Source organism: Tepidiphilus sp. J10 (assembly GCF_006980785.1).
Classification (GTDB): Bacteria; Pseudomonadota; Gammaproteobacteria; order Burkholderiales; family Rhodocyclaceae; genus Tepidiphilus; species Tepidiphilus olei.
In genome coordinates this window covers 44,378-64,649 of record NZ_SBHP01000004.1, presented here as the reverse complement: position 1 = coordinate 64,649, position 20,272 = coordinate 44,378, and the positions used below count along the sequence as shown (strand labels likewise).

Sequence of the window (20,272 nt, the reverse complement as noted above, 5' to 3'; positions counted from 1 at the left end):
ATGGCATCAGTCAATAAAGTGATCTTGGTTGGTAACCTCGGCCGTGACCCCGAGACCCGCTACATGCCCAGCGGCGAGGCCGTGTGTAATTTTTCGCTGGCCACCTCCGAAACTTGGAAGGACAAGGCCACGGGTGAGCGCAAGGAGGCCACCGAGTGGCATCGCGTGGTGCTTTTCGGGCGGCTCGCCGAGATCGCCGCGCAGTATCTGCGCAAAGGTTCGTCGGTCTACATCGAGGGAAGTCTGCGCACGCGCAAATGGACCGACCAGAGCGGTCAAGAACGCTATACCACCGAGATTCGGGCCGATGTGATGAAGATGCTCGGTGGGCGCGGTGGTGCGGGAGCCGGGCCCGATGCGCCTTTGGATGAGGGAAACGCTTCGCCCGCCACTGCGCCTAGGCAAGGTGCTCAGTCTGCATCGGCGGCCAAAAAGAATTTCGACAACGGTTTCGAGGAAGACGACATTCCTTTCTAGGGGTCGTGCCTCGGTCAGAGTTTTCATGTGCGCCGAAAGATTCGTTTTTTCGGATGGACCGAATATCCGTGCCGCGGAATCGAGGAAGGTAACGGCCATTATGGGGGCACTGTAAAAGAACCAACGCGAGCGCTTGTAGAGCAAGGATTCCGGAGCGTGGAATGCGAGGCAATGTCATGGATAAGCGAGCGCGTAGCGCCGCCATGCGGCCGCACGGTAGATCGTTCGAGATGTCCACAGGGAAGGGCATGACGTGGATTACGTGATTGCACACGAGGACGGAGTACTCACCGTCGATACGGGCTATCTGCGTCCGGGTTTGGCCGCGGTGCACCTGATCGTGCAGGATGGGCGGGCAGCGGTGGTCGATACGGGGGTGAATGCCTCGGTGCCGCGGGTCTTGGAAGCGCTGGCGGCGAGCCACGTTGCGCCCCAGGGGGTGGAATACGTGCTGCTCACGCACGTGCATCTGGATCATGCCGGCGGAACGGGGCATCTCATGGCAGCCTTGCCCAACGCCCGGCTGGTGGTACATCCGCGTGGTGCGCGCCACATGATCGATCCCTCGCGGCTATGGCAGGCAGCCGCTGCCGTCTATGGTGAAGCCGAAGCGTATGCCATGTACGGCCATTTGGTGCCGGTGCCCCCGGAGCGGGTGATCGCGGTGGATGACGGGCAGGTGTTCTTTCTGGGATCGCGCGCACTGACGGTGTGGCATACGCCGGGACATGCTCGCCACCACGTGGCGATTCATGATTCGGTGGCACAGGCCGTTTTTACGGGAGACACTTTCGGCGTCTCATACCGGGAGCTGGACGTGGCGGGACGGGCGTCGGTGATTCCGACGACGACGCCCACCGAGTTCGAACCGGAGGCGCTCCATGCCTCCATCGATCGCATTCTCGCCGCCCGTCCCTCGGCCGCCTATTTGACCCATTTCGGGCGCGTGCGTGAGCTCGAGCGCTTGGCGACCGACCTGCATCGTCTGATCGATGCCTACGTCGAAGTGGCCCGGTCGGCCCGCGGCGAAGGAGTGGCGCGGCATTTGGAGATCCTCGCTGGTTTGCATGCCTTGATGCACGAGGAAGCGGAGCGTCAGGGCTGGCTAGTGCGGGGGGATGCGCTCATCGAGTTGCTACGTATGGATCTCGAGCTCAATGCCCAGGGTCTGGGCGTGTGGCTGGATCGGCAGCAGCTGGTCAGTACCGGATGAGTGAAGCAGTCGAACTGGAGCGACGCTTCGGGGGGATCGAGCGTCTCTACGGCAAAGGCGCGCTTGCCCGTTTGCAGCAAAGCAAAGTGGCGGTGGTGGGCGTGGGCGGGGTCGGTTCCTGGGCGGCCGAGGCGCTCGTGCGCAGCGGCGTGGGGGGAGTGCGCCTCATCGATCTCGACGTGGTGGCGGAATCGAACTGCAACCGTCAGATCCATGCGCTTTCCTCGACGCTGGGGCGTGCCAAGGTGGAAGCGATGGCAGAACGCTTGGCCGACATCAATCCTTCATTGTCGTGTGAGCTGATCGACGACTTCCTCACGCCGGAGAATTGCGCCGCGCTCGCCGCCGGGATGGACGCGGTGATCGATGCCGTCGATGCGGTCCGCGCGAAGGCGGCGTTGGCGGCGCACTGTCGGGCGCAGGGAATTTTTCTCGTGATGACGGGGGCAGCCGGAGGCAAGCGCGATCCGGCGCGACTCGAGGTGGCGGATCTGGCGCACACCGTACAAGACCCGTTGCTGGCGAAGACACGAGCTTCGTTGCGTCGCGAGTATGGGTTTCCGCGTGGCCGGGGCCGTTTCGGCATACCGGCGGTGTTCTCGCCCGAGCCAATGCGCCGCGATGCCCAATGCGATGCTCGCGCCGGACTCGCTTGCGCCGGCTACGGTTCGAGCATGATGATGACGGCCACGATGGGGCTGATCGCCGCCGAGCGCGTCGTTGCATGGCTGGTGCAGGAGGAGCGATGAGCGGGGCAGCTGCGGTGATTCTCTTTGCGCACGGGGCGCGCGATCCGCGGTGGGCGGAACCGGTGCTCGCCTTGGCGCAACGGCTGCGGCAGGCGCTGCCCGAGGCGTTCGTGCAGCCGGCGTTCCTGGAATTTCTCGCACCCAGCCTGTCCGAAGCGGTAGAGGCAGCGCTCGCGCGTGGCCATCGGCGAGTGACGCTGGTTCCGGTGTTCATTGCCGTCGGCGGCCATTTGCGCGAGGATCTACCGCGTTTGTTGGCGCCTTTGCGCGCAGCGTATCCAGACGTCTCATTCGAGGTGCTGCCAGCCTTGGGTGAGTCCGAGAGGGTTCGGGAGGCGATGGCTGCGACCGTTTTGGAATGGATCGGGGCGGGCGAATGAAACGCTCGGGATCACTGTGGTAATATCGATGCACGAACGATAGCTCGCGAATGATCCATGCGTTTCCTGCTCAGCAACGACGATGGTTATTTCTCTCCTGGCCTGGAGGCGCTCGCACACGCGCTGCGTACCTTGGGTGACGTGACGGTGGTCGCGCCGGAGCGTGACCGCAGCGGGGCGAGCAATTCGCTCACGCTCGATCGTCCGCTCATCGTGCGACGGGCGCCCAACGGGTTCTATTTCGTCAATGGCACGCCGAGCGACTGCGTCCATTTGGCGGTGACCGGCATGCTCGACGTGCAGCCCGACATGGTCATATCGGGCATCAACATCGGGGCGAACATGGGCGACGACACCGTTTATTCGGGTACGGTGGCGGCCGCGACCGAGGGGTATCTGCTGGGGGTGCCGTCGCTCGCCGTGTCGTTGGTGAGCAAGTCGCCACAGGATTTTTCCGCCGCGGCCTACGTCACTCGTCGGTTGGTCGAGCGGCTCCTGTCCAAGCCCTTGTCGCGCCAGGCGGTGCTGTTGAACGTCAATATCCCCGATCTACCCTTGCCACAATTGAAAGGGTATCGGGTCACGCGTCTGGGAAGGCGACACAAGGCCGAGCCTGTGATCCCAGCCAAAAATCCGCGGGGAGAGACCGTTTATTGGATCGGCCCGGCGGGGAAGGCGGCCGAGGCGGGCGAGGGGACCGATTTCCATGCCGTCGCCGAAGGTTACGTGTCCATCACCCCTTTGCAAATGGACCTGACGCACTATGAGTTGCTGCCCGAGGTAGAGGGTTGGTTGCAGGAGACGGGCGCTCCATGAACCATGCTGCAGTACGCTTCGATGCCATTTCTTCGCGTGCGCTCGATCGTTTGCTCGACAAGTTGCGTCACGAAGGTATTCGCGATGAACGGGTGCTCGAAGCGATGCAGCGTGTCCCGCGCCACCATTTCGTCGAGGAAGGGCTGCAGCTTCGGGCCTATGACGACATCGCCCTGCCGATCGGGTTTCAGCAGACGATTTCCCAGCCCTATGTGGTGGCGCGGATGCTGGAGTTGCTGCTCGCCGGCCGCGAGCCGGGGCGTACGCTGGAAGTGGGTGTGGGTTGCGGGTATCAAACGGCCTTGCTGGCGCAACTCGCGCCGGAAGTCTACGGTATCGAGCGCATCCGGGCGCTCTTCGATCTGGCGCGAGAGAATCTTCGGCCGTTTCGTTTCGCGCACGTTCGCCTGAAACACGGCGATGGTATGTTGGGGCTGCCTGAGGTGGCGCCGTTCGATTCGATCATCGTCGCTGCGGCGGCGCCCGTCGTTCCGCCCGCGCTCGTGGAGCAGCTCTCTTTGGGCGGAAGGCTGGTCATGCCGGTGGGCGATGCGGTCCAGTCGTTGCGGGTGGTCGACCGAACTTCTTCCGGCATCGTGCTCTCAGAGCATGAACCGGTACGTTTCGTGCCCCTCCTGGGAGGAGTGGGTTAAATGCTTGGAAGGAGCCTTGAGATGACGAAAGGGTGGGGTCGCCGAGTGGCCTTCCTCTTGGGCTTGGCAGGGATTTTGGCGGGTTGTTCGAGCGCGGTCAAAGCGCCGGTGGCCGATCGATCGACGGGCGCTCCAATGGCTGCGTCAGCGACGGCAACGCAAGCGACACCCGCGGCCCCTGGCCCGGTCCATCACGTCGTTCAACCCGGTGAGACATTGCGCGGCATCGCGCGGCAATACGGGGTCTCGGTCGATGAGCTGGTAACGCTCAACCAGCTCTCCGATCCGAATCGCATCGTCGTTGGACAGACCCTCAGGGTTCGCGAAGGTCCGTCTTCGTCGCCGGCCGAGGCGAGTGGAGTGCAAGTGGTTCCGGTGCCGCTCGATGGTGCGCCTCAGGCGGTGAGCGCTGCGCCGGTGGTGACTTCGCCCAAGGGCGGGCGAACCGGTGCAGAGGCAACGTCCGCGCCCGTCGCCCCGAAGGCCGAAGACAAGGCGCCGGCGGCAGGCGAGGGCTGGCAATGGCCGGCAGACGGGCCGCTCCTGACCCGTTTCAACGGCACGAGCGTCAAGGGCATCGACATCGGCGGCAAGATGGGTGATCCGGTGCGCGCAGCGCTCGATGGTACGGTCTCTTACACCGGCGAGGGGATCGAGGGCTATGGACTCATCGTGATCGTCCAGCATCCCAACGACTACGTCTCGGTGTATGCCCACAACAGCAAAGTCCTCGTCAAGGAGGGCCAGCAGGTCAAGCGTGGTGAGGTGATCGCGGCCATCGGCCAGACCGGGAAGGACGTGAAGCAGCCGAAACTGCATTTCCAGATCCGCAAGGCCGGTCAAGCGGTCGACCCGCTCAGACTCTTACCGTCACGCTGAGGAGGCACTCATCATGGAGGAGGACGACGTCACAGGCATCCAGGATATCCATGCCGACGGTGAGGTGGCTTGGTGGCGTGACTTGGGCGAGGCGGCCGAGGAAGTTCCTCCCGAGATTTTGGCGTTCGACGAAGACAAGGTCGTCGATGACGAGCTCTTTTCCGATGTCACGCAACGCTATCTCAACGAGATCGGCACCTACCCCTTGCTCACGCCCGAAGAGGAGCGGCGGTTGGCGCAGCTCGCCAAGGAGGGGGACGAGGCGGCGCGCCGGACGATGATCGAACGCAACCTGCGCCTGGTGGTGAGCATCGCCAAGCATTACCAACACCGCGGGCTTCCCTTTCTCGATCTCATCGAGGAAGGAAACTTGGGCTTGATCCACGCGCTGGAGAAATTCGATCCTTCTCGAGGGTTTCGCTTTTCTACCTATGCCACGTGGTGGATACGGCAGAACATCGAGCGAGCCATCATGAACCAGGGGCGCACGATCCGCTTGCCGATCCACGTGATGAAGCGCATCAACCGGCTCTATCACGCGCGCCGGGCGGAGGCCACGGAAAACGGCGGCGAGACGCCCCAGTCGCTTGCCGAGCGCCTCGGACGTCCCGTCGAGGAAGTGCACGAACTGCTCGCGTTGCTGGAACCCACGGCTTCGCTCGATGCGCAGATCGACCGCGATACGGCGCGCTCGCTCGTCGAGCTGGTGGCCGACGAATCCAGCCTCAGCCCGGAAGATCAGATCTACAACGCCGAGCTCGAAGCGCTGGTGCAGCGCTGGCTCGACGCCTTGCCGCCGAAACATCGTTTCGTCGTCGTGCATCGCTACGGCTTGCGCGGCATCCTGCCGCAGACGCTAGAAGATCTCTCCGACGAGATGGGGCTCACCCGCGAGCGGGTGCGCCAGATCCAGCTCGAATCGCTGCGCCGGCTGCGCCACATGGCGCGCGAATCGGGGCTCGACGGTCAGGCGCTTTTTTCCTGACGCAGGCGGCGGCGCAGCTGGCGTAGGGCGCGCCGCATCGCCGCGGCGGCTTCCTCCGTTGCCAGACCGCCGCCGTAGCGCGCTTGGAGATAGGGGCGAAGCAGGGCCTCGATTTCTCCGCTCGCCTGGGGAAAGTGCCGCATCAGCCGCCTGCCGTAATCGAGCGGTCCCTCGGCCGGGGCGCGCGCCAGGCCGCGGCGCGCCATCAGGCGACAGAAGCGGTGCCACTGCCGCTCCAGGGGGTCGCGCGATGTCGGTGGCCGTTGCAGCCACCAGGCGAGCAGGGCCGCGAGCGCGAGCGCCATTCCCGTGGCGGCGAGCGCCCAGCCCAGGGCGCGGTCCGGCCTCCAGCCCAGGTTCTGCCACAGTCGCCGCTGGCGTTCGGCGTCGAACCCCGCCACCCACACGTTCCAGCCGTATTCCCAGGCTTCGAGCTGGGCGCGCAGGCGCCAGGCCCAGCGCCACTCAGGGCGCAGCAACAGGGGCAAGCCCTCGCGTTCGCCGAGTACTTCTCCCAGTGGACGTTCGGCGCGCTCGGGCTGGGCGAAGGTGGTGGGATCGACGCGAACCCAGCCCCTCCGGGCGAGCCAAACTTCCACCCACGAGTGGGCGTCCGCCTGACGAATGGTCCAATTGCCATTGGCGGGATTGCGTTCGCCGCCGAGGTAGCCAAGAACGATGCGGGTGGGGATCCCGGCGGCGCGGGCCATCACGGCGAAGGCATCGGCGAAGTGCTCGCAGAACCCGGCACGGACCTCGAAGAGCACCTGGTCGGCGCTATCGCGCTCCATGGGCGGGGGGGTCAGGGTGTAGCGTAATCCTCGTTCACGGAAAAAATCGATGATGGCCGCTAGCCGGTCTTCGGGTCGGGGGTATCGGTTGGAGAGGGCTTCACCGATTTCTCGGGTGCGGGGATTGACCCCCGGCGGCAGGGACGTCAAAGCGCGGATCGAAAGCGGGGAGAGGGGCTCCGGGAGAGGTTCGCCCGAGCGGGCTTCGCCCTCGAAAAGGGTACGCTGCAATAGAGGCCGGCGAGTACGCCAGGAACCGGTCGGCATGCGTTCCACGTCCGCCGCGCCGCGCAGCGCATGGGTGCGCTCCAGGGTGAATACCCACGTGAGGTCGGAGGGTTCCTGGAGACTGCGGTAGCGTACTTGAGCTGGCTGGGGCGAGGCGTCGAGCATGGGGTTCGCTGCCCGCCACGAAGAGGGTTTCCAGCTGCGACCGTCGTAGACTTCGAGCACCGGACCTCGCCAGTAGCGAGGGGTGGGTAGCCGTCCTTCCAGGACTTCGACGACGAAGGCGATCTCGTCGGATCGGGCAAGGCTTGCGATGCTGCCCGCTTCCATCGTCTCGGACATTCCGGTGCGTCCGGCACGAGCGTCGGCGGGCAGTCCCCACAGTGGCCCGGGAACGCGCGGCACCAGCACGAACAGAAGCATGGCGAGCGGTAGCGCCCAGAGCATCGCACGGCCGGCGTCCCGATCCGCCAGAGCGAGAGGGGCCGGAAGGATGGGGGAAACCGTCAGTCGGGCGCAGGCGAGCAGGACGAGACCCGCCCCGCTGAATGCCACCAGCGCGTGCAGCGGCGTTTGCCCGCGCAAAAATACGGCCGTGAGCAAAAAGAGAGTGAGTACGGCGACGGTGCGTTCGTCTCGCTCGGTGCGCGCCTCGAGCCACTTGACCCACACCAGCAAGGCGACGAGGGCGACTCCGGGCTCTTGGCCGAACCAGTAGCCATATTGCCAACGCACGACGAGTGCGCAGGCCAAACCCGTCAGCCACAGACGCCAACCGCCGAGTGCTCCCAGCTCTCGGCGCCGGCGCAGGAACCAGACGAAGGCAAGCAGGGCGACTCCGGCTTGGATGCCGAGAGGAAATTCGACGAATTGGCTCCCCAAGGCGAGCACGAGCGCCAGCGCGAGCGGTGCGGCGGCGGTACCGGCAAGGCGGCCTGTGAGCCGGTTCAGTCTGCGCAACAGTCGGGCGATCGGAGCGGACTCGCTCATGAGGTTTCCGATGGAAAAAGTGCCAGACGGCGGAGCACGGCGTGAAGATGGGATTCGCCCCGGTTGGGGGGTACGATGATGCCTGGTAATTCCACGCCGAAAGCCAGTCCTTGGCGATGGGCGGCGAGCACCCAGGCGCACAGACGTGAGAGGCGCGATTCCGTCTCGCCTGCGCTGAGCGTGTCGCTCCAGCGCAGCAACACGGAGCCACTGGCGGGGGATTCTCTGCGGGCCAGCATGCGCGGACCGCCGCGGGCGACGATCTTCCACACGATCCGCTGCAACGGCTCGCCCATCCTCCAAGGTCGGAGGTCGTCGAAGTCTTCTTCCCCGGAGCGAAGGCGTCGAGCGTGTGCGCTCGCTCCGTCGGTCGTGGCCGCAGCGACGCTCCACGGTGGAGCCTCGGGCTCGGGCCGGGGATAGACCCAGGCGGTGACCGTAGGCCAGAGCACCGTCCAGGCGCGGAACCAGCCGAAAGGGTGACGCGTGGCGACGGTGAGGCGTCCAAGGCGACGCAGGCCGCGCTGCCCGGCTTCCTGCTCGAGAAAAACCCGTACGGATCCCGCGGTAGGCGTGAGCACGGCGAAGGCGTGCGCATCGGGTGCACTGAGCGCCAAAGGACGCAAACGCGCCGTGTGGGCGCGTAGCGTGACCGGCCAGCGCACGTGTTCGCCGGCGAAAACGGCTTCGGGTTCGCTCACCTCGATCGTCATGCCACGCAGCGTGGCGGCGGTGGAAGGAATCGCCACGACCGCAACGGCCGCAAGCCAGAAGACGAGGGCGTGACCCAGGGAAAGGAGGTAGTTGATGGAGAGCAGCCAGAGCACGACTAGCGCAAGGGCGAATCCCATCCCGGCCGCGGTAGGGAGGATGTAGAGGGTGCGGTGGGTGACGGTGAGCGTGCCTTCGGAGGCGGAAGCGCGGCGGCGCTGCCAGCGCTCCAGCCAGTTGCGCCAGATCGAAACGGCACGCAGGCTCATGGCACCGGCACCGTGGAGAGAATTCGCAGGGCCGTGTTCGTGCAGGCTTCGCGTTCGCCACTGCGCAGCACCAGGCGATGGGCTGTGGCGGCGACGAACACTGCTTGCACGTCTTCGGGCAAGACGAAGTCTCGGCCCGCGAGGAAAGCATGGGCACGGGCCGCGGCGAGCAGGGCAAGCCCCCCGCGGGGGCTCAAGCCTAGCCTTACGCCCGGATGCGTGCGCGTCTCCTGTACGAGTGAGAGCACGTAGTCGAGGAGCGCCTCGCGCACCGTCAGGGAACGCACGTTGGCTTGCCAGGCACGCAACTCGGTGGCGTCCGCCAACGGGCGCAGGGCGGCCAAGGCCGCGGCGCCGCCTTCGCCGGCCAGCAGGCGTTTTTCTACTTCCGGCGGCGGATAGCCGATTTCCAGGCGCAGCAGGAAGCGATCCAGCTCGCTCTCCGGCAAGGGGTAAGTGCCCACCTGTTCGAGGGGGTTCTGCGTGGCGATGACGCAGAAAGGTTCGGGCAGGGCGTGTGTGACTCCGTCGATGGTTACCTGGCGCTCGGCCATCGCTTCGAGCAGGGCGCTCTGCGTCTTGGGCGAGGCGCGGTTGAGCTCGTCGGCGAGCAGTACTTGATGAAAGATCGGTCCCGGCACGAAACGCAGCTCGCGCCCGACTTCGTCGAAGACCGAAAGACCAAGCAAGTCGGAAGGCAGGAGGTCGTTCGTGCCCTGGACGCGTCCGAAGTCGAGTCCGAAGACACGGGCAAGCGCCTGTGCCAGAGTCGTCTTGCCGACGCCGGGCAGGTCTTCGAGGAGGAGATGCCCGCCGGCGAGCAGCCCGGCGAGCGCCAGGCGAATCGTTTTCTCTTTTCCCAGGAGCACGGATTCCAGGGCGCGACGGATCGTACGAAGACGTTCGTGGAGCGGAGTGGTCGAGGGGCTCATCGGAGGGAGATTGCCAGCCGGGGGGAAAGACCCGATAATAGCCGATACGGACGGGCCAGAGGGAGGAGACGGTCTCGGGAGCTCGTCCGCTCACGGAGGGGATCCCCACGATGACGATGACCGCCCTGATCACCCATCGCGATTGCGCCTTGCACGAGATGGGCTCCTATCACCCCGAATGTCCCGAGCGGCTGGCGGCGATCCAGGATCGGCTGATCGCCACCGGCCTCGACCAGTATCTCGTCTATTACGATGCCCCCCTGGCCGAGCGTGAGCACTTACTGCGGGCGCACACCGCCGAATATCTCGACGCGCTCTTTGCCAGTGCCCCGGAAAAAGGCTTGGTGCACCTCGACCCGGACACCGCCATGAATCCGCACACCCTGCGCGCGGCGTTGCGCGCGGCCGGCGCCGGTGTACTCGCCGTCGATCTGGTGATGAAGGGGGAAGTGGAGAACGCTTTTTGCCTCGTGCGTCCGCCTGGTCATCACGCCGAACGCGCCAAGGCCATGGGGTTTTGTTTCTTCAACAACGTGGCGGTGGCAGCCCTGCACGCGCTGGAAGCCCACGGGCTCGAACGCGTGGCCATCGTCGATTTCGACGTGCACCACGGCAATGGCACCGAGGACATCTTCCGCGACGATCCTCGGGTGGTGATGGTGAGCATCTTCCAGCATCCGTTCTATCCCTATAGCGGTACCGAGGACACGCCCAAACACATGGTCAACGTACCGGTACCGGCGGGAACCCGGGGCGACGCCTTTCGTCAAATCGTTTGGGACCTTTGGATACCCGCTTTACGCGAACACCAGCCGCAGATGATCTTCATCTCGGCCGGGTTCGATTCTCATTACGAAGACGATATGGGCAGTCTGGGGTTCGTCGAGAACGATTACGCATGGGTGACGCAACAACTCGTCGATGTCGCGAAGGAGTGTGGGCATCGGCGCATCGTCTCGACGCTCGAAGGTGGGTACAATCTATCTTCGCTCGCACGCGCGGCCGTCGCCCATATCAAGGCGCTCGCGGAAAGCTGAGTCTCCAACGTACAATACAACCTTTGCGCAATTCTTTGCAGGAACCGCTCGCATGAACCGCATCACCGGCTCACTGGTCGCGATCGTCACCCCCATGCACGAAGACGGCAGCCTCGACTGGGAGCGATTCAAATCCCTGATCGATTGGCACATCACCGAAGGGACCGACGCCATCGTCGTGGTCGGCACTACGGGCGAATCGCCCACCGTGTCGTTCGAGGAACACGTCGAGCTCATTCGTGTGGCCGTGGCGCACGCCGCCGGGCGTATTCCCATCATCGCCGGTACGGGGGCCAATTCCACGAGCGAGGCGATTTACCTCGCCCAGGCGGCGCAGGAGGCAGGAGCCACGGCGCATCTCTCGGTCGTGCCGTATTACAACCGTCCGACGCAGGAGGGGCTCTACCGCCATTTTCGTGCCATCGCGGAAGCGGTGGATCTGCCGATGATCCTCTACAACGTGCCGGGGCGCACCGTGGCCGATCTGGCCAACGACACGACTTTGCGTCTGGCGCAGATTCCCAACATCGTCGGCATCAAGGATGCCACCGCCAACCTGGATCGTGCGTGCGATCTCATCGACCGGGCGCCCGAGGGGTTCCTCCTCTACTCGGGCGACGACATGACGGCGATGGCTTTCATGCTGCTCGGCGGCCACGGCACGATTTCGGTCACTGCCAACGTCGCCCCCCGCTTGATGCACGAGATGTGCACGGCGGCGGTGGCGGGCGATGCCATACGGGCACGCGAGTGCAACCGCCGCCTGGTCGGCCTGCACCGCGACCTCTTCTGCGAGGCCAATCCCATTCCGGTGAAATGGGCGCTGGCGCGCATGGGTCGGATCGCCGATGGCATCCGTTTGCCTCTCACCACGCTCTCGCCGGATTACCACGACCGCGTCCGCGCTGCCCTGGCGCGCGCTGGCATTACTCTCTCGCTTTGAATTCTGGAAACGACTGCATGAAGCCTTTCTTCTCACGCGAACTGGCCGGCTCGCTCGCGGCGCTGGCGGCCGTCGGCGTGCTCTCCGGTTGCAGCAGCAATGAGCTGCTCCAAGGCAAAAAAATCGATTACCGCAGTGAGCAGAAGGTGGCACCGCTCGAGGTGCCGCCCGATCTCGTCTCTCCGGCTAAGGAAGACCGTTTCGTCGTGCCGACCACGGCGGGAAAGGGGGGGGCCACGTTCTCGACCTACGTCGCCGAGCGCAACGCGCCCAAAGACGCCTCGCAGCGCGAAGTGCTGGTCGAGCCGAAGGCGGGGATGCGCATCGAGCGCGCCGGCACGCAGCGCTGGCTCGTGGTCGAGGGCACGCCCGATGCACTTTGGCCGAAACTGCGGGATTTCTGGCTCACGATGGGCTTTTCGCTGGCGGTCGACCGGCCCGACATCGGCGTGCTCGAAACCGATTGGGCGGAGAACCGCGCGAAAATCCCCCAAGACTTCATCCGCAATACGCTCGGCAAGCTCATCGACAGCCTCTACTCCACGCCCGAGCGCGACAAATTCCGCATGCGCATCGAACCGGGCAAGAAGCCGGGTGAGATCGAGATCTACATCTCGCATCGCGGCATGCAGGAGATTTACCCGACCGAGGCCAAAGACCGTACCATCTGGCAACCGCGTCCGCCCGATCCCGATCTGGAGGCCGAGATGTTGCGCCGCCTCATGGTCTACCTCGGAGTCAAGGAAGAGCAAGCGCAGCAGATGCTGGCGCAAGCTCGGCCCAACCTGCGCGCGCGGCTCGAAACCGATGGCAATGTCGCCCGCCTCGTCGTCGACGATAACTTCGACCGGGCATGGCGACGCACGGGGCTGGCGCTGGATCGGATCGGCTTTACCGTCGAGGATCGCGATCCGGCGGAGGGTATCTACACCGTGCGCTATCTCGATCCGGACTTCGATAGCGGCCAGAGCGGTGGCTGGCTATCGCGTCTGGCCTTTTGGCGAGGCAGCGACAAGCCGCAGCAGAATACCCAGTATCGGGTGAGCGTTTCCGGGCAGGGGGACAAGTCCGTGGTTCAGGTACTGACTCTGGACAGCCAGCCCGATACCTCGAAGACGGCCAAGCAGATCCTCGAACTGCTCTACGAAGAACTGCAGTAGGGTCGATGGATCGGGTCCGCATCGAATCGCTCGACCTCGAGGGCCGTGGCGTGGCGCACGTCGAGGGCAAGGCCGTCTTCATCGAAGGGGCGCTGCCCGGCGAGCTGGTCGAGTTCACCATAGTGCGGCGCCGTCCGAGCTACGAGCTGGGGCGGCTCACGCGGGTGGTTCGCCCTTCCAGCCAGCGCGTGGCGCCGCGTTGCCCGCACTTCGGCGTGTGCGGCGGCTGCGCCTTGCAGCACTTCGAACCGGCGGCGCAGGTGGCGGCCAAGCAGCGGGTGCTGGAAGACGCGCTGTGGCACATCGCTCGCGTGCGTCCCGCCCGGCTGCTCGCGCCGATCCACGGGCCTTACTGGGGCTACCGTAGCCGCGCGCGCATCGGGGTGCGCTTGGTGCCGAAGAAAGGCGGCGTGCTCGTGGGGTTTCGCGAGCGCAAGAGTAGCTACATTGCTGACATGACGCGCTGCGAGATCCTGCCGCCGCACGTCTCGGCGCTGCTGCCGACGCTGCGCACCCTCATCGGCGAGCTCTCTTGCCCCGACCGCATCCCCCAGCTGGAAGTGGCGGTGGGGGACGACGGGACCACCGTCCTCGTCTTTCGCCATCTGGTGCCGTTGCTGCCGGTCGATTTGGAGGCACTCCGCGCCTTCGGGGCGCGGCACGGGGTGCAGGTGTGGTTGCAGCCGAAGGGGCCGGATTCGATCGTCCCGCTCTTCCTCGGCGAGGGGCGGCCTCTGGCCTACCAGCTGCCCGAGTTCGGCCTGACGCTGCGGTTCACGCCCACCGATTTCACCCAGGTGAACGTGGCCGTCAACCGCTTGCTGGTGCGCCGCGCGATCGACTTGCTGGAGCCCTGCCCGGGCGAGCGCATCGCCGATTTCTTCTGCGGGCTGGGCAACTTCAGCCTGCCGATCGCCCGCCGGGGCGCGCAGGTGCTGGGCATCGAGGGTTCGGAGGCGCTGGTGGCGCGCGCCCTGGAGAATGCGCATACGAACGGCCTGGCCGAACGCTGCCGGTTCGATGCCGCCAACCTCTTCACCGTCACGCCCGACAGCCTCGCCGCGCTCGGTGCCTTCGACAAGTGGCTGGTCGATCCGCCGCGCGACGGGGCGATCGAGCTCGTCAAGGCGATCGATCCGGCCCGGGGGCCGCGGCGCATCGTCTATGTCTCGTGCAATCCGGCCACGCTCGCGCGCGACGCGGCGGTGCTGGTGCATGAGAAAGGCTATCGGCTGGAATCGGCCGGGGTGGCGAACATGTTCCCGCACACGGCGCACGTCGAGTCGATCGCGCGCTTCGAGCGGGAAGGCTGAGGGCAGGCGGTGCAACGGGAGGCGGCGCGGCGCAAGAACGAGGGGGGATGGCGACATGCCTTCGTCGCCTTCGTCTATTCCTGGCGAGGCTTGCGCGCGGCTTGGTGCCACGAGGTGGCGTTCCGCCAGGAGGTGATCGTCTTTGTGCTCGCTTTGCCGGCGGCCTGGCTTTTGGGCCGCACTTCGTCCGAGCGGGCGTTGCTGGTTGCCGTGACCTTGGCGGTGCTGGTCGTGGAGTTGCTCAATTCGGCGATCGAAGCGGTGTGTGATCTGGTGCATCCCGAAGCCCATCCGCTGGTGGCGCGGGCGAAGGATCTGGGAAGTGCCGCCGTGCTGCTGTCGATTGCGTGCGCCGCACTCGTATGGGGTGGGGTGCTGTGGCTGAGGTTCGTGGGTGGGTGACGGAAGGGGATATCGATGGCGGGGATGACTTGGTGGGAAGCGGCGCTCTTGGGACTGGTGGAAGGGGCGACGGAATTCTTGCCGATCTCGTCGACGGGACACCTCATCATCGTGCAGGATCTGCTGGGACACACGGACGAGGCGAGCAAAGTTTTCAACGTGGCGATCCAGCTCGGGGCGATTCTGGCCGTGTGCTGGTATTACCGCGATCGGCTCTTCAGAGTGGCCCGGGGCGTGGGGCATGATCCCGCTGCACGGCGTTTCCTCGTCAATCTTTGTGTCGCTTTTTTGCCTGCGGCAGTGATCGGGCTCTTGGCGCACAAGGCGATCAAGGCGCATCTCTTCAACCCTCCGATGGTGGCACTCGCGCTGGCGTTGGGGGCTGTGATCATCTTCGTGGTGGAGCGATGGCGACCCGCACCGCGCATCCATAGCGTCGACGACATGCGGATACGCGATGCCTTGAAAGTGGGGTTTGCGCAGAGCTTGGCCTTGATCCCGGGCACCTCGCGCTCGGGGGCGACGATCATCGGCGGAATGGCGTTCGGTCTGTCGCGCCGGGCAGCGACGGAATTCTCGTTCTTCCTGGCGATCCCGACGATGTTCGCGGCGGTGATCTATGATGTGGCGAAGAACTGGTCGATGCTCAACGCAGACGATCTCGCTGCGATCGCCGTGGGTTTTGCCGTGGCCTTCGTTTCGGCCTTGGCGGCGGTGCGCTTCCTGCTCGGATTCATCGCGCGTCACTCGTTCATCGGTTTCGCGTGGTATCGCTTGGCGTTGGCTTGCGTGGTTTGGGTCTATTTTGCCGCTTGAGACAAGTCGATCGCACGGGTGAGTTCGCTTACCAGCGCGTGGCGTCGTTGCGCAGATTCGAGCGCCTCGCCGCGAATGAGGAAGGTGTCTTCGGCACGCTCGCCCAGCGTGTCGATGCGTGCCATGTCGATGGCGATCCCGTGACGTGCCAGGGTGCGCACGATTTTATAGAGCAGCCCGGGCTGATCGATGGCGGTGACGTTGAGGACGTAGTGTAGACCCCGTTCGTCTGGATTGAGGTGGATTTGCGGGGTAAAGGGGAAGTGGCGTACCAGCCGTGGGAGGCGCCTGCTGCCGAGATCGGGCTCGGGGGGAGAGCCCGGCTGGCTCAGCCGACGCGGGAGCTCGTATTCGAGTAAGGGCAAGAGTTCGCGCGCCGGCAGATCGTTCGGAGGCCGTAGCACGAAGCTGTCGAGCGCGTGGCCGGCATGGGTGGTGTGGATTTTCGCTTCCCAGACTTCGAGCCCGAGCTGAGCGAGGTAGGCGATGAGCCGCAAGAGCAGCTCGGGGGCATCGCGCGTATAGACCATGAGCTGGATGCCGCTGCCCTCGCCGTCGGGCAGCAGCCGGGCGCGCACCACCGGTGCTTCCTGTTGGAAACGGCCGTAGAGGATGCGGGTGTGCCAGGCGATCTCTTCGGCGGAATGACGTAGGAAGTAGGCGGTGTCGAGCGTGCGCCAGAAAGGGGTCTCGGCTTCCGGCCGAAGGCCGTGGAAGCGCAGCAGGCGGCGGGCTTCTTCGAGCCGGACGGTGAGCGGATCGTGCGCGAGCCCCTGACGGCGCTGGCGCAGATGGCGGCGCGTCGCTTCGAACAGATCGTGCAGCAGGCGCTCTTTCCACGGAGTCCACACTTTGGGGCTGGTGCCGCGGATGTCGGCGTGGGTGAGGAGGTAGAGGGCGATGAGGCGACGTTCGTCCCCCACCAGGGCGGCGAAGCGCGCCACGACCTCCGGATCGCTGATGTCTTCTTTTTGCGCGGTGCGCGACATGTCCAGATGATGGCGCACGAGCCAGACGACGAGTTCGGCGTCTGACGAATCGAGCCGGTGTTCGCGGCAGAATCGTTCGGCCTCTTCCGCGCCGATGAGACTGTGATCCCCGCCCCGTCCCTTGCCGATGTCGTGAAAGAGTGCGGCGAGATAGAGTAACCAGGGTTGCCCGAACTCGAACATGAGCGCGTTCATCGCGGGGTATTCGTGCGCGTGCTCGCCCATGGTGAAGCAGCGCAGGTTGCGCACGACCATCAGCGTGTGGGTGTCGACGGTGTAGGCGTGGTAGAGGTCGTACTGCATCTGGCAGATGATGCGCCGCCAGGGTGGGAGGTAGCGCGAGAGAATGCCGAATTGGTTCATCCTCCGCAGGCCATGCACGATGCCGCGGCGCTGGCGCAGCAGGTCGAGGAAGAGTGCCTGGTGGCGGGGTTCGAGGTGATAGGCGTCGTCGATGAGCTCGCGGTGTGCCCACAGCAGACGCAGGGTGCGGGCGGTGAGGTCGGTGAGCTCGCTTCTTTGGGCGAGCAGCAGGAAGACTTCGAGGAGCGCTTCCGGGTGACGTACGAAAGTGTCCTCGCTCACCACGTCGAGCCGGTCGCCCCGCTGCTGGAACCGCTCGTTGATGGGGAAGGGCAGGCGCTGGCGTTCGGGAAAGAGCGCTTCGGCGAAAGTAGCCATGAGGATGGCGTTGACCTGTAACACCTGCTTCACGGTGAGGTAGTACCGCTGCATGAAGACTTCGGCCGGGCGACGACCATCCTGTCCGGCAATGTCCAGGCACTGTGCGAGTTTTTCTTGATGATCGAACAATAAGCGGTCTTCGGCGCGGCGTGCGAGTAAGTGTAAATGGATGCGCACACGGGCGATGAAACTCTGGCAGCGCGACAGCGCCTGCGCTTCGGCGGAGGTGAGCAGACCTTTGGTGGCGAGCGCCGCCCAGCCGCCCCGATAGCCGAGCGCCCGGGCGATCCAGATGAGGAGCTGCAGGTCGCGCAATCCGCCGGGGTGTTCCTTGCAATTGGGCTCGAGCGCGAAGGGTGAGCCGAGCATGCGGGCGTGGCGCTGTTCCTGTTCCTGGCGCTTGGCTTCATAAAAGGATCGTGGGTCGAGCCAGGTACGGTAGCGTTCGCGGAACGCGTGGTAGAGCGTGCGCGAGCCGGCAAGCAGCCGCGTTTCTAGGAGCGTGGTGGCGACCGTGATGTCCTCGTCGGCGAGCGCGAGCGACTGCTCGATCGTGCGCACGCTCGCCCCGACCTGCAAGCCCACGTCCCACAGCGCCGCCACGAGCGCGTGCACCCGTGCCTCGTCTTCGGCATCCGCCGTTTGGGCCAGCAGGATGAGGACGTCGATGTCGGAGTGGGGATAGAGTTCGCCGCGGCCGTAGCCGCCCACGGCCAGGAGCGCCGCGCCGCGCGGCAAGGGGTGGGTTTCGAGTAGGCGACGCAGGGTTTCGTCGACCAGGTGCGCATGGCGCGCGAGGTAGCGCGCCGGGGAGAGGGTGGATGCGAGAAAGGCGCGTGCGAGCGCTTCGCGCCCGCTGGCGAGTTCATCCTTGAGCGGGGCGAGGTTTTCAGCCGATGAAACCATGGCCAAAACGCTCGCGCACGATCTCTGGTGGCGGCGGACAGCCGGGCGAGACGGTGAGCACTTCCACGCCGGTGTCGGTGACCAGCACCGCGTGTTCCCATTGCGCCGAGAGGCTGCGATCCTTGGTGATGACGGTCCAGCCGTCGGGCAGCACCGAGGTGGCCGCGCGTCCGGCGTTGATCATCGGCTCGATGGTGAAGATCATGCCAGGCTCGAGTTCGATGCCGGTGCCGGGTTTGCCGTAGTGCAACACCTGCGGGTCTTCGTGGAACTTGCGCCCCACGCCGTGGCCGCAGTATTCGCGCACCACGGAAAACCCATGGCGCTCGGCGTGGCGCTGGATGGCGGCGCCGATGTCGCCCAGGCGCGCGCCGGGCCGTACCTGGGCGATGCCCAGCCACATGCATTCGAACGTCACTTCCACCAGGCGCTTGGCGAGGATGCTCGTCTCGCCGCCTACGACGAACATGCGGCTGGTGTCACCATGCCAGCCGTCCTTGATGACGGTGATGTCGATGTTGAGGATGTCGCCTTTTTTCAGTTTCTTCGGCACGGGGATGCCGTGGCAGACGACGTGGTTGACCGAGGTGCAGATCGACTTGGGGTAGGGCCGGCTGCCGCCGCCGGTGTAGTTGAGCGGCGCCGGGATGGTGCCCTGGACGTTGACCATGTAGTCGTGGCAGAGCCGATCGAGCTCTTCCGTGGTGACGCCCGGCTGCACGTAGGGGGCGATGTAGTCGAGCACTTCGGCGGCCAGGCGCGAAGCGAGTCGCATCTTTTCGTGGTCTTCGGGATTGGTGTAGATGGCCATCGTTGGTTCGTTTCCGGTCAGACGCCCTGTTTGAGCGAGGCTTCGATGAATCCATCGAGATCGCCGTCGAGCACGGCCTGGGTGTTGCCCACCTCATAGCCGGTGCGTAGGTCTTTGATGCGCGACTGATCGAGCACGTAGGAGCGGATCTGGTGCCCCCAGCCGATGTCGCTTTTGCTCTCTTCGAGCTTTTGCTGCTCCTCGCGGCGCTTGCGCAGTTCGTGCTCATAGAGGCGGGCGCGCAGCATGGACATGGCCGCGGCCCGGTTCTTGTGCTGGGAGCGGTCGTTCTGGCATTGGACGACGATGCCGGTGGGCAGGTGGGTGATGCGTACGGCCGAGTCGGTCCGGTTGACGTGCTGCCCGCCGGCGCCCGAGGCGCGGTAGGTGTCGATGCGCAGATCCGCCGGGTTGATTTCGATCTCGATGGAGTCGTCGACTTCGGGGTAGACGAAGACCGAGGCGAAGCTGGTGTGACGCCGGGCGTTGGAGTCGAACGGGCTCTTGCGCACCAGCCGGTGTATACCCGTTTCGGTGCGCAGATGCCCGTAGGCATAAGGGCCGTTGACCTTGATGGTCGCGCTTTTGATGCCGGCCACTTCCCCTTCGGACTCTTCGAGCAGTTCGGTCTGGAAACCCTTTCGTTCGCAGTAGCGCAGGTACATGCGCTCGAGCATCGCCGCCCAGTCCTGGGCTTCGGTGCCGCCGGCGCCGGCCTGGATCTCGATGAAGCAGTTGCCCGGATCCATCGGGTCGGAGAACATCCGGCGCAGTTCGAGCTCGTGCAGCTTCGCATCCAGCGCGTCGACCTCGGGGATGAGCTGCTCGAGCGAGGCCTCGTCGTTTTCTTCATTGGCGAGTTCGAAGAGCTCGGCGAGCGCCTGGGCCGAGTCGGCCACTTCGTCGAGCGTCAGGACGACGTCTTCGAGTTCGCGCTTTTCCTTACCGAGTTTTTGGGCCTGCTCGGGGTCGTTCCACACCGCCGGGTCTTCGAGGGCGCGGTTGACTTCTTCGAGCCGGCTTTTCTTCTCGGCGTAGTCAAAGATACCTCCGTAAGTCGGCGCCGCGCTCGGCGAGGCCATGGATTCGGGCTTCGAGTTCGTTGATCGCTTGGGCGTCCATCGTTTCTCCTGGAAAA

At 65.2% G+C, this 20,272-nt stretch carries 20 protein-coding genes; 14 read left to right on the top strand and 6 right to left on the bottom strand.

All coding sequences use genetic code 11. The annotated features are described in order from the left end of the window. From ssb to rpoS, 8 genes are all read left to right on the top strand, one after another. Positions 1–477: a single-stranded DNA-binding protein gene (ssb, locus tag EPD81_RS06960; RefSeq protein ID WP_142804738.1), complete on the top strand. Its 477-nt coding sequence runs from the start codon at positions 1–3 to the stop codon at positions 475–477. A 253-nt stretch (positions 478–730) separates the two neighbouring features. Then, positions 731–1,690 (top strand): MBL fold metallo-hydrolase, encoded by a 960-nt coding sequence (locus EPD81_RS06955; RefSeq protein WP_142804737.1) that lies wholly within the window; start codon positions 731–733, stop codon positions 1,688–1,690. Then, a complete protein-coding gene (locus tag EPD81_RS06950; RefSeq protein WP_142804736.1) occupies positions 1,687–2,439 on the top strand; it encodes a ThiF family adenylyltransferase in 753 nt (250 codons plus the stop codon). Before EPD81_RS06955 ends, EPD81_RS06950 begins: the two co-directional genes overlap by 4 nt. After that, positions 2,436–2,819, top strand: a complete 384-nt coding sequence (locus EPD81_RS06945) for a sirohydrochlorin chelatase (RefSeq protein WP_142804735.1) — start codon at positions 2,436–2,438, stop codon at positions 2,817–2,819. The genes EPD81_RS06950 and EPD81_RS06945 overlap by 4 nt, the downstream gene beginning before the upstream one ends. Before the next feature lie 57 nt (positions 2,820–2,876). Further along, positions 2,877–3,635 (top strand): 5'/3'-nucleotidase SurE, encoded by a 759-nt coding sequence (gene surE, locus EPD81_RS06940; protein ID WP_142804734.1) that lies wholly within the window; start codon positions 2,877–2,879, stop codon positions 3,633–3,635. Beyond that, positions 3,632–4,288 (top strand): protein-L-isoaspartate(D-aspartate) O-methyltransferase, encoded by a 657-nt coding sequence (locus tag EPD81_RS06935; protein ID WP_142804733.1) that lies wholly within the window; start codon positions 3,632–3,634, stop codon positions 4,286–4,288. The genes surE and EPD81_RS06935 overlap by 4 nt, the downstream gene beginning before the upstream one ends. A gap of 21 nt (positions 4,289–4,309) precedes the next feature. Continuing rightward, entirely contained in the window at positions 4,310–5,167 is an 858-nt protein-coding gene (locus tag EPD81_RS06930; RefSeq protein ID WP_142804732.1) for a M23 family metallopeptidase, read from the top strand. A gap of 13 nt (positions 5,168–5,180) precedes the next feature. Further along, entirely contained in the window at positions 5,181–6,152 is a 972-nt protein-coding gene (rpoS, locus tag EPD81_RS06925; RefSeq protein ID WP_142804731.1) for an RNA polymerase sigma factor RpoS, read from the top strand. Here rpoS and EPD81_RS06920 read toward each other — a convergent pair. Genes EPD81_RS06920 through EPD81_RS06910 form a run of 3 tightly spaced genes read right to left on the bottom strand, consistent with a single transcriptional unit; the run spans position 6,134 to position 10,073 of the window. Continuing rightward, complete coding sequence (locus tag EPD81_RS06920) at positions 6,134–8,161, bottom strand: DUF3488 and DUF4129 domain-containing transglutaminase family protein (protein ID WP_142804730.1); 2,028 nt, start codon at positions 8,159–8,161, stop codon at positions 6,134–6,136. The genes rpoS and EPD81_RS06920 overlap by 19 nt on opposite strands. Continuing rightward, a complete protein-coding gene (locus EPD81_RS06915) occupies positions 8,158–9,141 on the bottom strand; it encodes a DUF58 domain-containing protein (RefSeq protein WP_142804729.1) in 984 nt (327 codons plus the stop codon). The genes EPD81_RS06920 and EPD81_RS06915 overlap by 4 nt, the downstream gene beginning before the upstream one ends. Then, positions 9,138–10,073, bottom strand: coding sequence for an AAA family ATPase (locus tag EPD81_RS06910; protein WP_142804728.1), 936 nt, complete (start codon positions 10,071–10,073; stop codon positions 9,138–9,140). Before EPD81_RS06910 ends, EPD81_RS06915 begins: the two co-directional genes overlap by 4 nt. Before the next feature lie 110 nt (positions 10,074–10,183). Here EPD81_RS06910 and EPD81_RS06905 point away from each other — a divergent pair, with 110 nt between their 5' ends. The 6 genes from EPD81_RS06905 to EPD81_RS06880 are packed head-to-tail and all read left to right on the top strand — an operon-like array spanning position 10,184 to position 15,744. Next, positions 10,184–11,110: a histone deacetylase family protein gene (locus tag EPD81_RS06905; RefSeq protein ID WP_142804727.1), complete on the top strand. Its 927-nt coding sequence runs from the start codon at positions 10,184–10,186 to the stop codon at positions 11,108–11,110. Between the two features lie 52 nt (positions 11,111–11,162). Further along, positions 11,163–12,053 carry a 4-hydroxy-tetrahydrodipicolinate synthase gene (dapA, locus tag EPD81_RS06900; RefSeq protein WP_142804726.1) on the top strand — a complete coding sequence of 297 codons (891 nt, stop codon included), beginning with the start codon at positions 11,163–11,165 and terminating at the stop codon, positions 12,051–12,053. Between the two features lie 17 nt (positions 12,054–12,070). Next, positions 12,071–13,213 carry an outer membrane protein assembly factor BamC gene (gene bamC, locus EPD81_RS06895; RefSeq protein ID WP_142804725.1) on the top strand — a complete coding sequence of 381 codons (1,143 nt, stop codon included), beginning with the start codon at positions 12,071–12,073 and terminating at the stop codon, positions 13,211–13,213. 5 nt (positions 13,214–13,218) lie between these two features. Further along, positions 13,219–14,526, top strand: coding sequence for a 23S rRNA (uracil(1939)-C(5))-methyltransferase RlmD (gene rlmD / locus EPD81_RS06890; RefSeq protein WP_142804724.1), 1,308 nt, complete (start codon positions 13,219–13,221; stop codon positions 14,524–14,526). A 9-nt stretch (positions 14,527–14,535) separates the two neighbouring features. Next, positions 14,536–14,928: a diacylglycerol kinase gene (locus EPD81_RS06885; protein ID WP_142804723.1), complete on the top strand. Its 393-nt coding sequence runs from the start codon at positions 14,536–14,538 to the stop codon at positions 14,926–14,928. Between the two features lie 15 nt (positions 14,929–14,943). Continuing rightward, positions 14,944–15,744, top strand: a complete 801-nt coding sequence (locus EPD81_RS06880; RefSeq protein WP_142804722.1) for an undecaprenyl-diphosphate phosphatase — start codon at positions 14,944–14,946, stop codon at positions 15,742–15,744. On the opposite strand, the gene EPD81_RS06875 is transcribed toward EPD81_RS06880, so the two are convergent. From EPD81_RS06875 to prfB, 3 genes are all read right to left on the bottom strand, one after another. After that, positions 15,729–18,323, bottom strand: coding sequence for a [protein-PII] uridylyltransferase (locus tag EPD81_RS06875; RefSeq protein ID WP_142804721.1), 2,595 nt, complete (start codon positions 18,321–18,323; stop codon positions 15,729–15,731). The genes EPD81_RS06880 and EPD81_RS06875 overlap by 16 nt on opposite strands. Further along, positions 18,307–19,134 (bottom strand): type I methionyl aminopeptidase, encoded by an 828-nt coding sequence (gene map, locus EPD81_RS06870; RefSeq protein ID WP_142804720.1) that lies wholly within the window; start codon positions 19,132–19,134, stop codon positions 18,307–18,309. Before map ends, EPD81_RS06875 begins: the two co-directional genes overlap by 17 nt. A gap of 17 nt (positions 19,135–19,151) precedes the next feature. Then, a protein-coding gene (gene prfB, locus EPD81_RS06865) for a peptide chain release factor 2 (protein WP_142804719.1) occupies positions 19,152–20,256 on the bottom strand; the annotation gives its coding sequence in 2 pieces (ribosomal slippage) (positions 19,152–20,174 and positions 20,176–20,256; 1,104 coding nt in all). Positions 20,257–20,272: the final 16 nt, after the last annotated feature.

Excerpts from the sequence above, each read along its gene's own strand:
- ssb (WP_142804738.1), top strand. The coding sequence starts at position 1 with ATGGCATCAGTCAATAAAGTGATCTTGGTTGGTAACCTCGGCCGTGAC.
- EPD81_RS06950 (WP_142804736.1), top strand. The coding sequence starts at position 1,687 with ATGAGTGAAGCAGTCGAACTGGAGCGACGCTTCGGGGGGATCGAGCGT.
- EPD81_RS06945 (WP_142804735.1), top strand. The coding sequence starts at position 2,436 with ATGAGCGGGGCAGCTGCGGTGATTCTCTTTGCGCACGGGGCGCGCGAT.
- surE (WP_142804734.1), top strand. The coding sequence starts at position 2,877 with ATGCGTTTCCTGCTCAGCAACGACGATGGTTATTTCTCTCCTGGCCTG.
- EPD81_RS06935 (WP_142804733.1), top strand. The coding sequence starts at position 3,632 with ATGAACCATGCTGCAGTACGCTTCGATGCCATTTCTTCGCGTGCGCTC.
- EPD81_RS06930 (WP_142804732.1), top strand. The coding sequence starts at position 4,310 with ATGACGAAAGGGTGGGGTCGCCGAGTGGCCTTCCTCTTGGGCTTGGCA.
- rpoS (WP_142804731.1), top strand. The coding sequence starts at position 5,181 with ATGGAGGAGGACGACGTCACAGGCATCCAGGATATCCATGCCGACGGT.
- EPD81_RS06920 (WP_142804730.1), bottom strand. The coding sequence starts at position 8,161 with ATGAGCGAGTCCGCTCCGATCGCCCGACTGTTGCGCAGACTGAACCGG.
- EPD81_RS06915 (WP_142804729.1), bottom strand. The coding sequence starts at position 9,141 with ATGAGCCTGCGTGCCGTTTCGATCTGGCGCAACTGGCTGGAGCGCTGG.
- EPD81_RS06910 (WP_142804728.1), bottom strand. The coding sequence starts at position 10,073 with ATGAGCCCCTCGACCACTCCGCTCCACGAACGTCTTCGTACGATCCGT.
- EPD81_RS06905 (WP_142804727.1), top strand. The coding sequence starts at position 10,184 with ATGACGATGACCGCCCTGATCACCCATCGCGATTGCGCCTTGCACGAG.
- dapA (WP_142804726.1), top strand. The coding sequence starts at position 11,163 with ATGAACCGCATCACCGGCTCACTGGTCGCGATCGTCACCCCCATGCAC.
- bamC (WP_142804725.1), top strand. The coding sequence starts at position 12,071 with ATGAAGCCTTTCTTCTCACGCGAACTGGCCGGCTCGCTCGCGGCGCTG.
- rlmD (WP_142804724.1), top strand. The coding sequence starts at position 13,219 with ATGGATCGGGTCCGCATCGAATCGCTCGACCTCGAGGGCCGTGGCGTG.
- EPD81_RS06880 (WP_142804722.1), top strand. The coding sequence starts at position 14,944 with ATGGCGGGGATGACTTGGTGGGAAGCGGCGCTCTTGGGACTGGTGGAA.
- EPD81_RS06875 (WP_142804721.1), bottom strand. The coding sequence starts at position 18,323 with ATGGTTTCATCGGCTGAAAACCTCGCCCCGCTCAAGGATGAACTCGCC.
- map (WP_142804720.1), bottom strand. The coding sequence starts at position 19,134 with ATGGCCATCTACACCAATCCCGAAGACCACGAAAAGATGCGACTCGCT.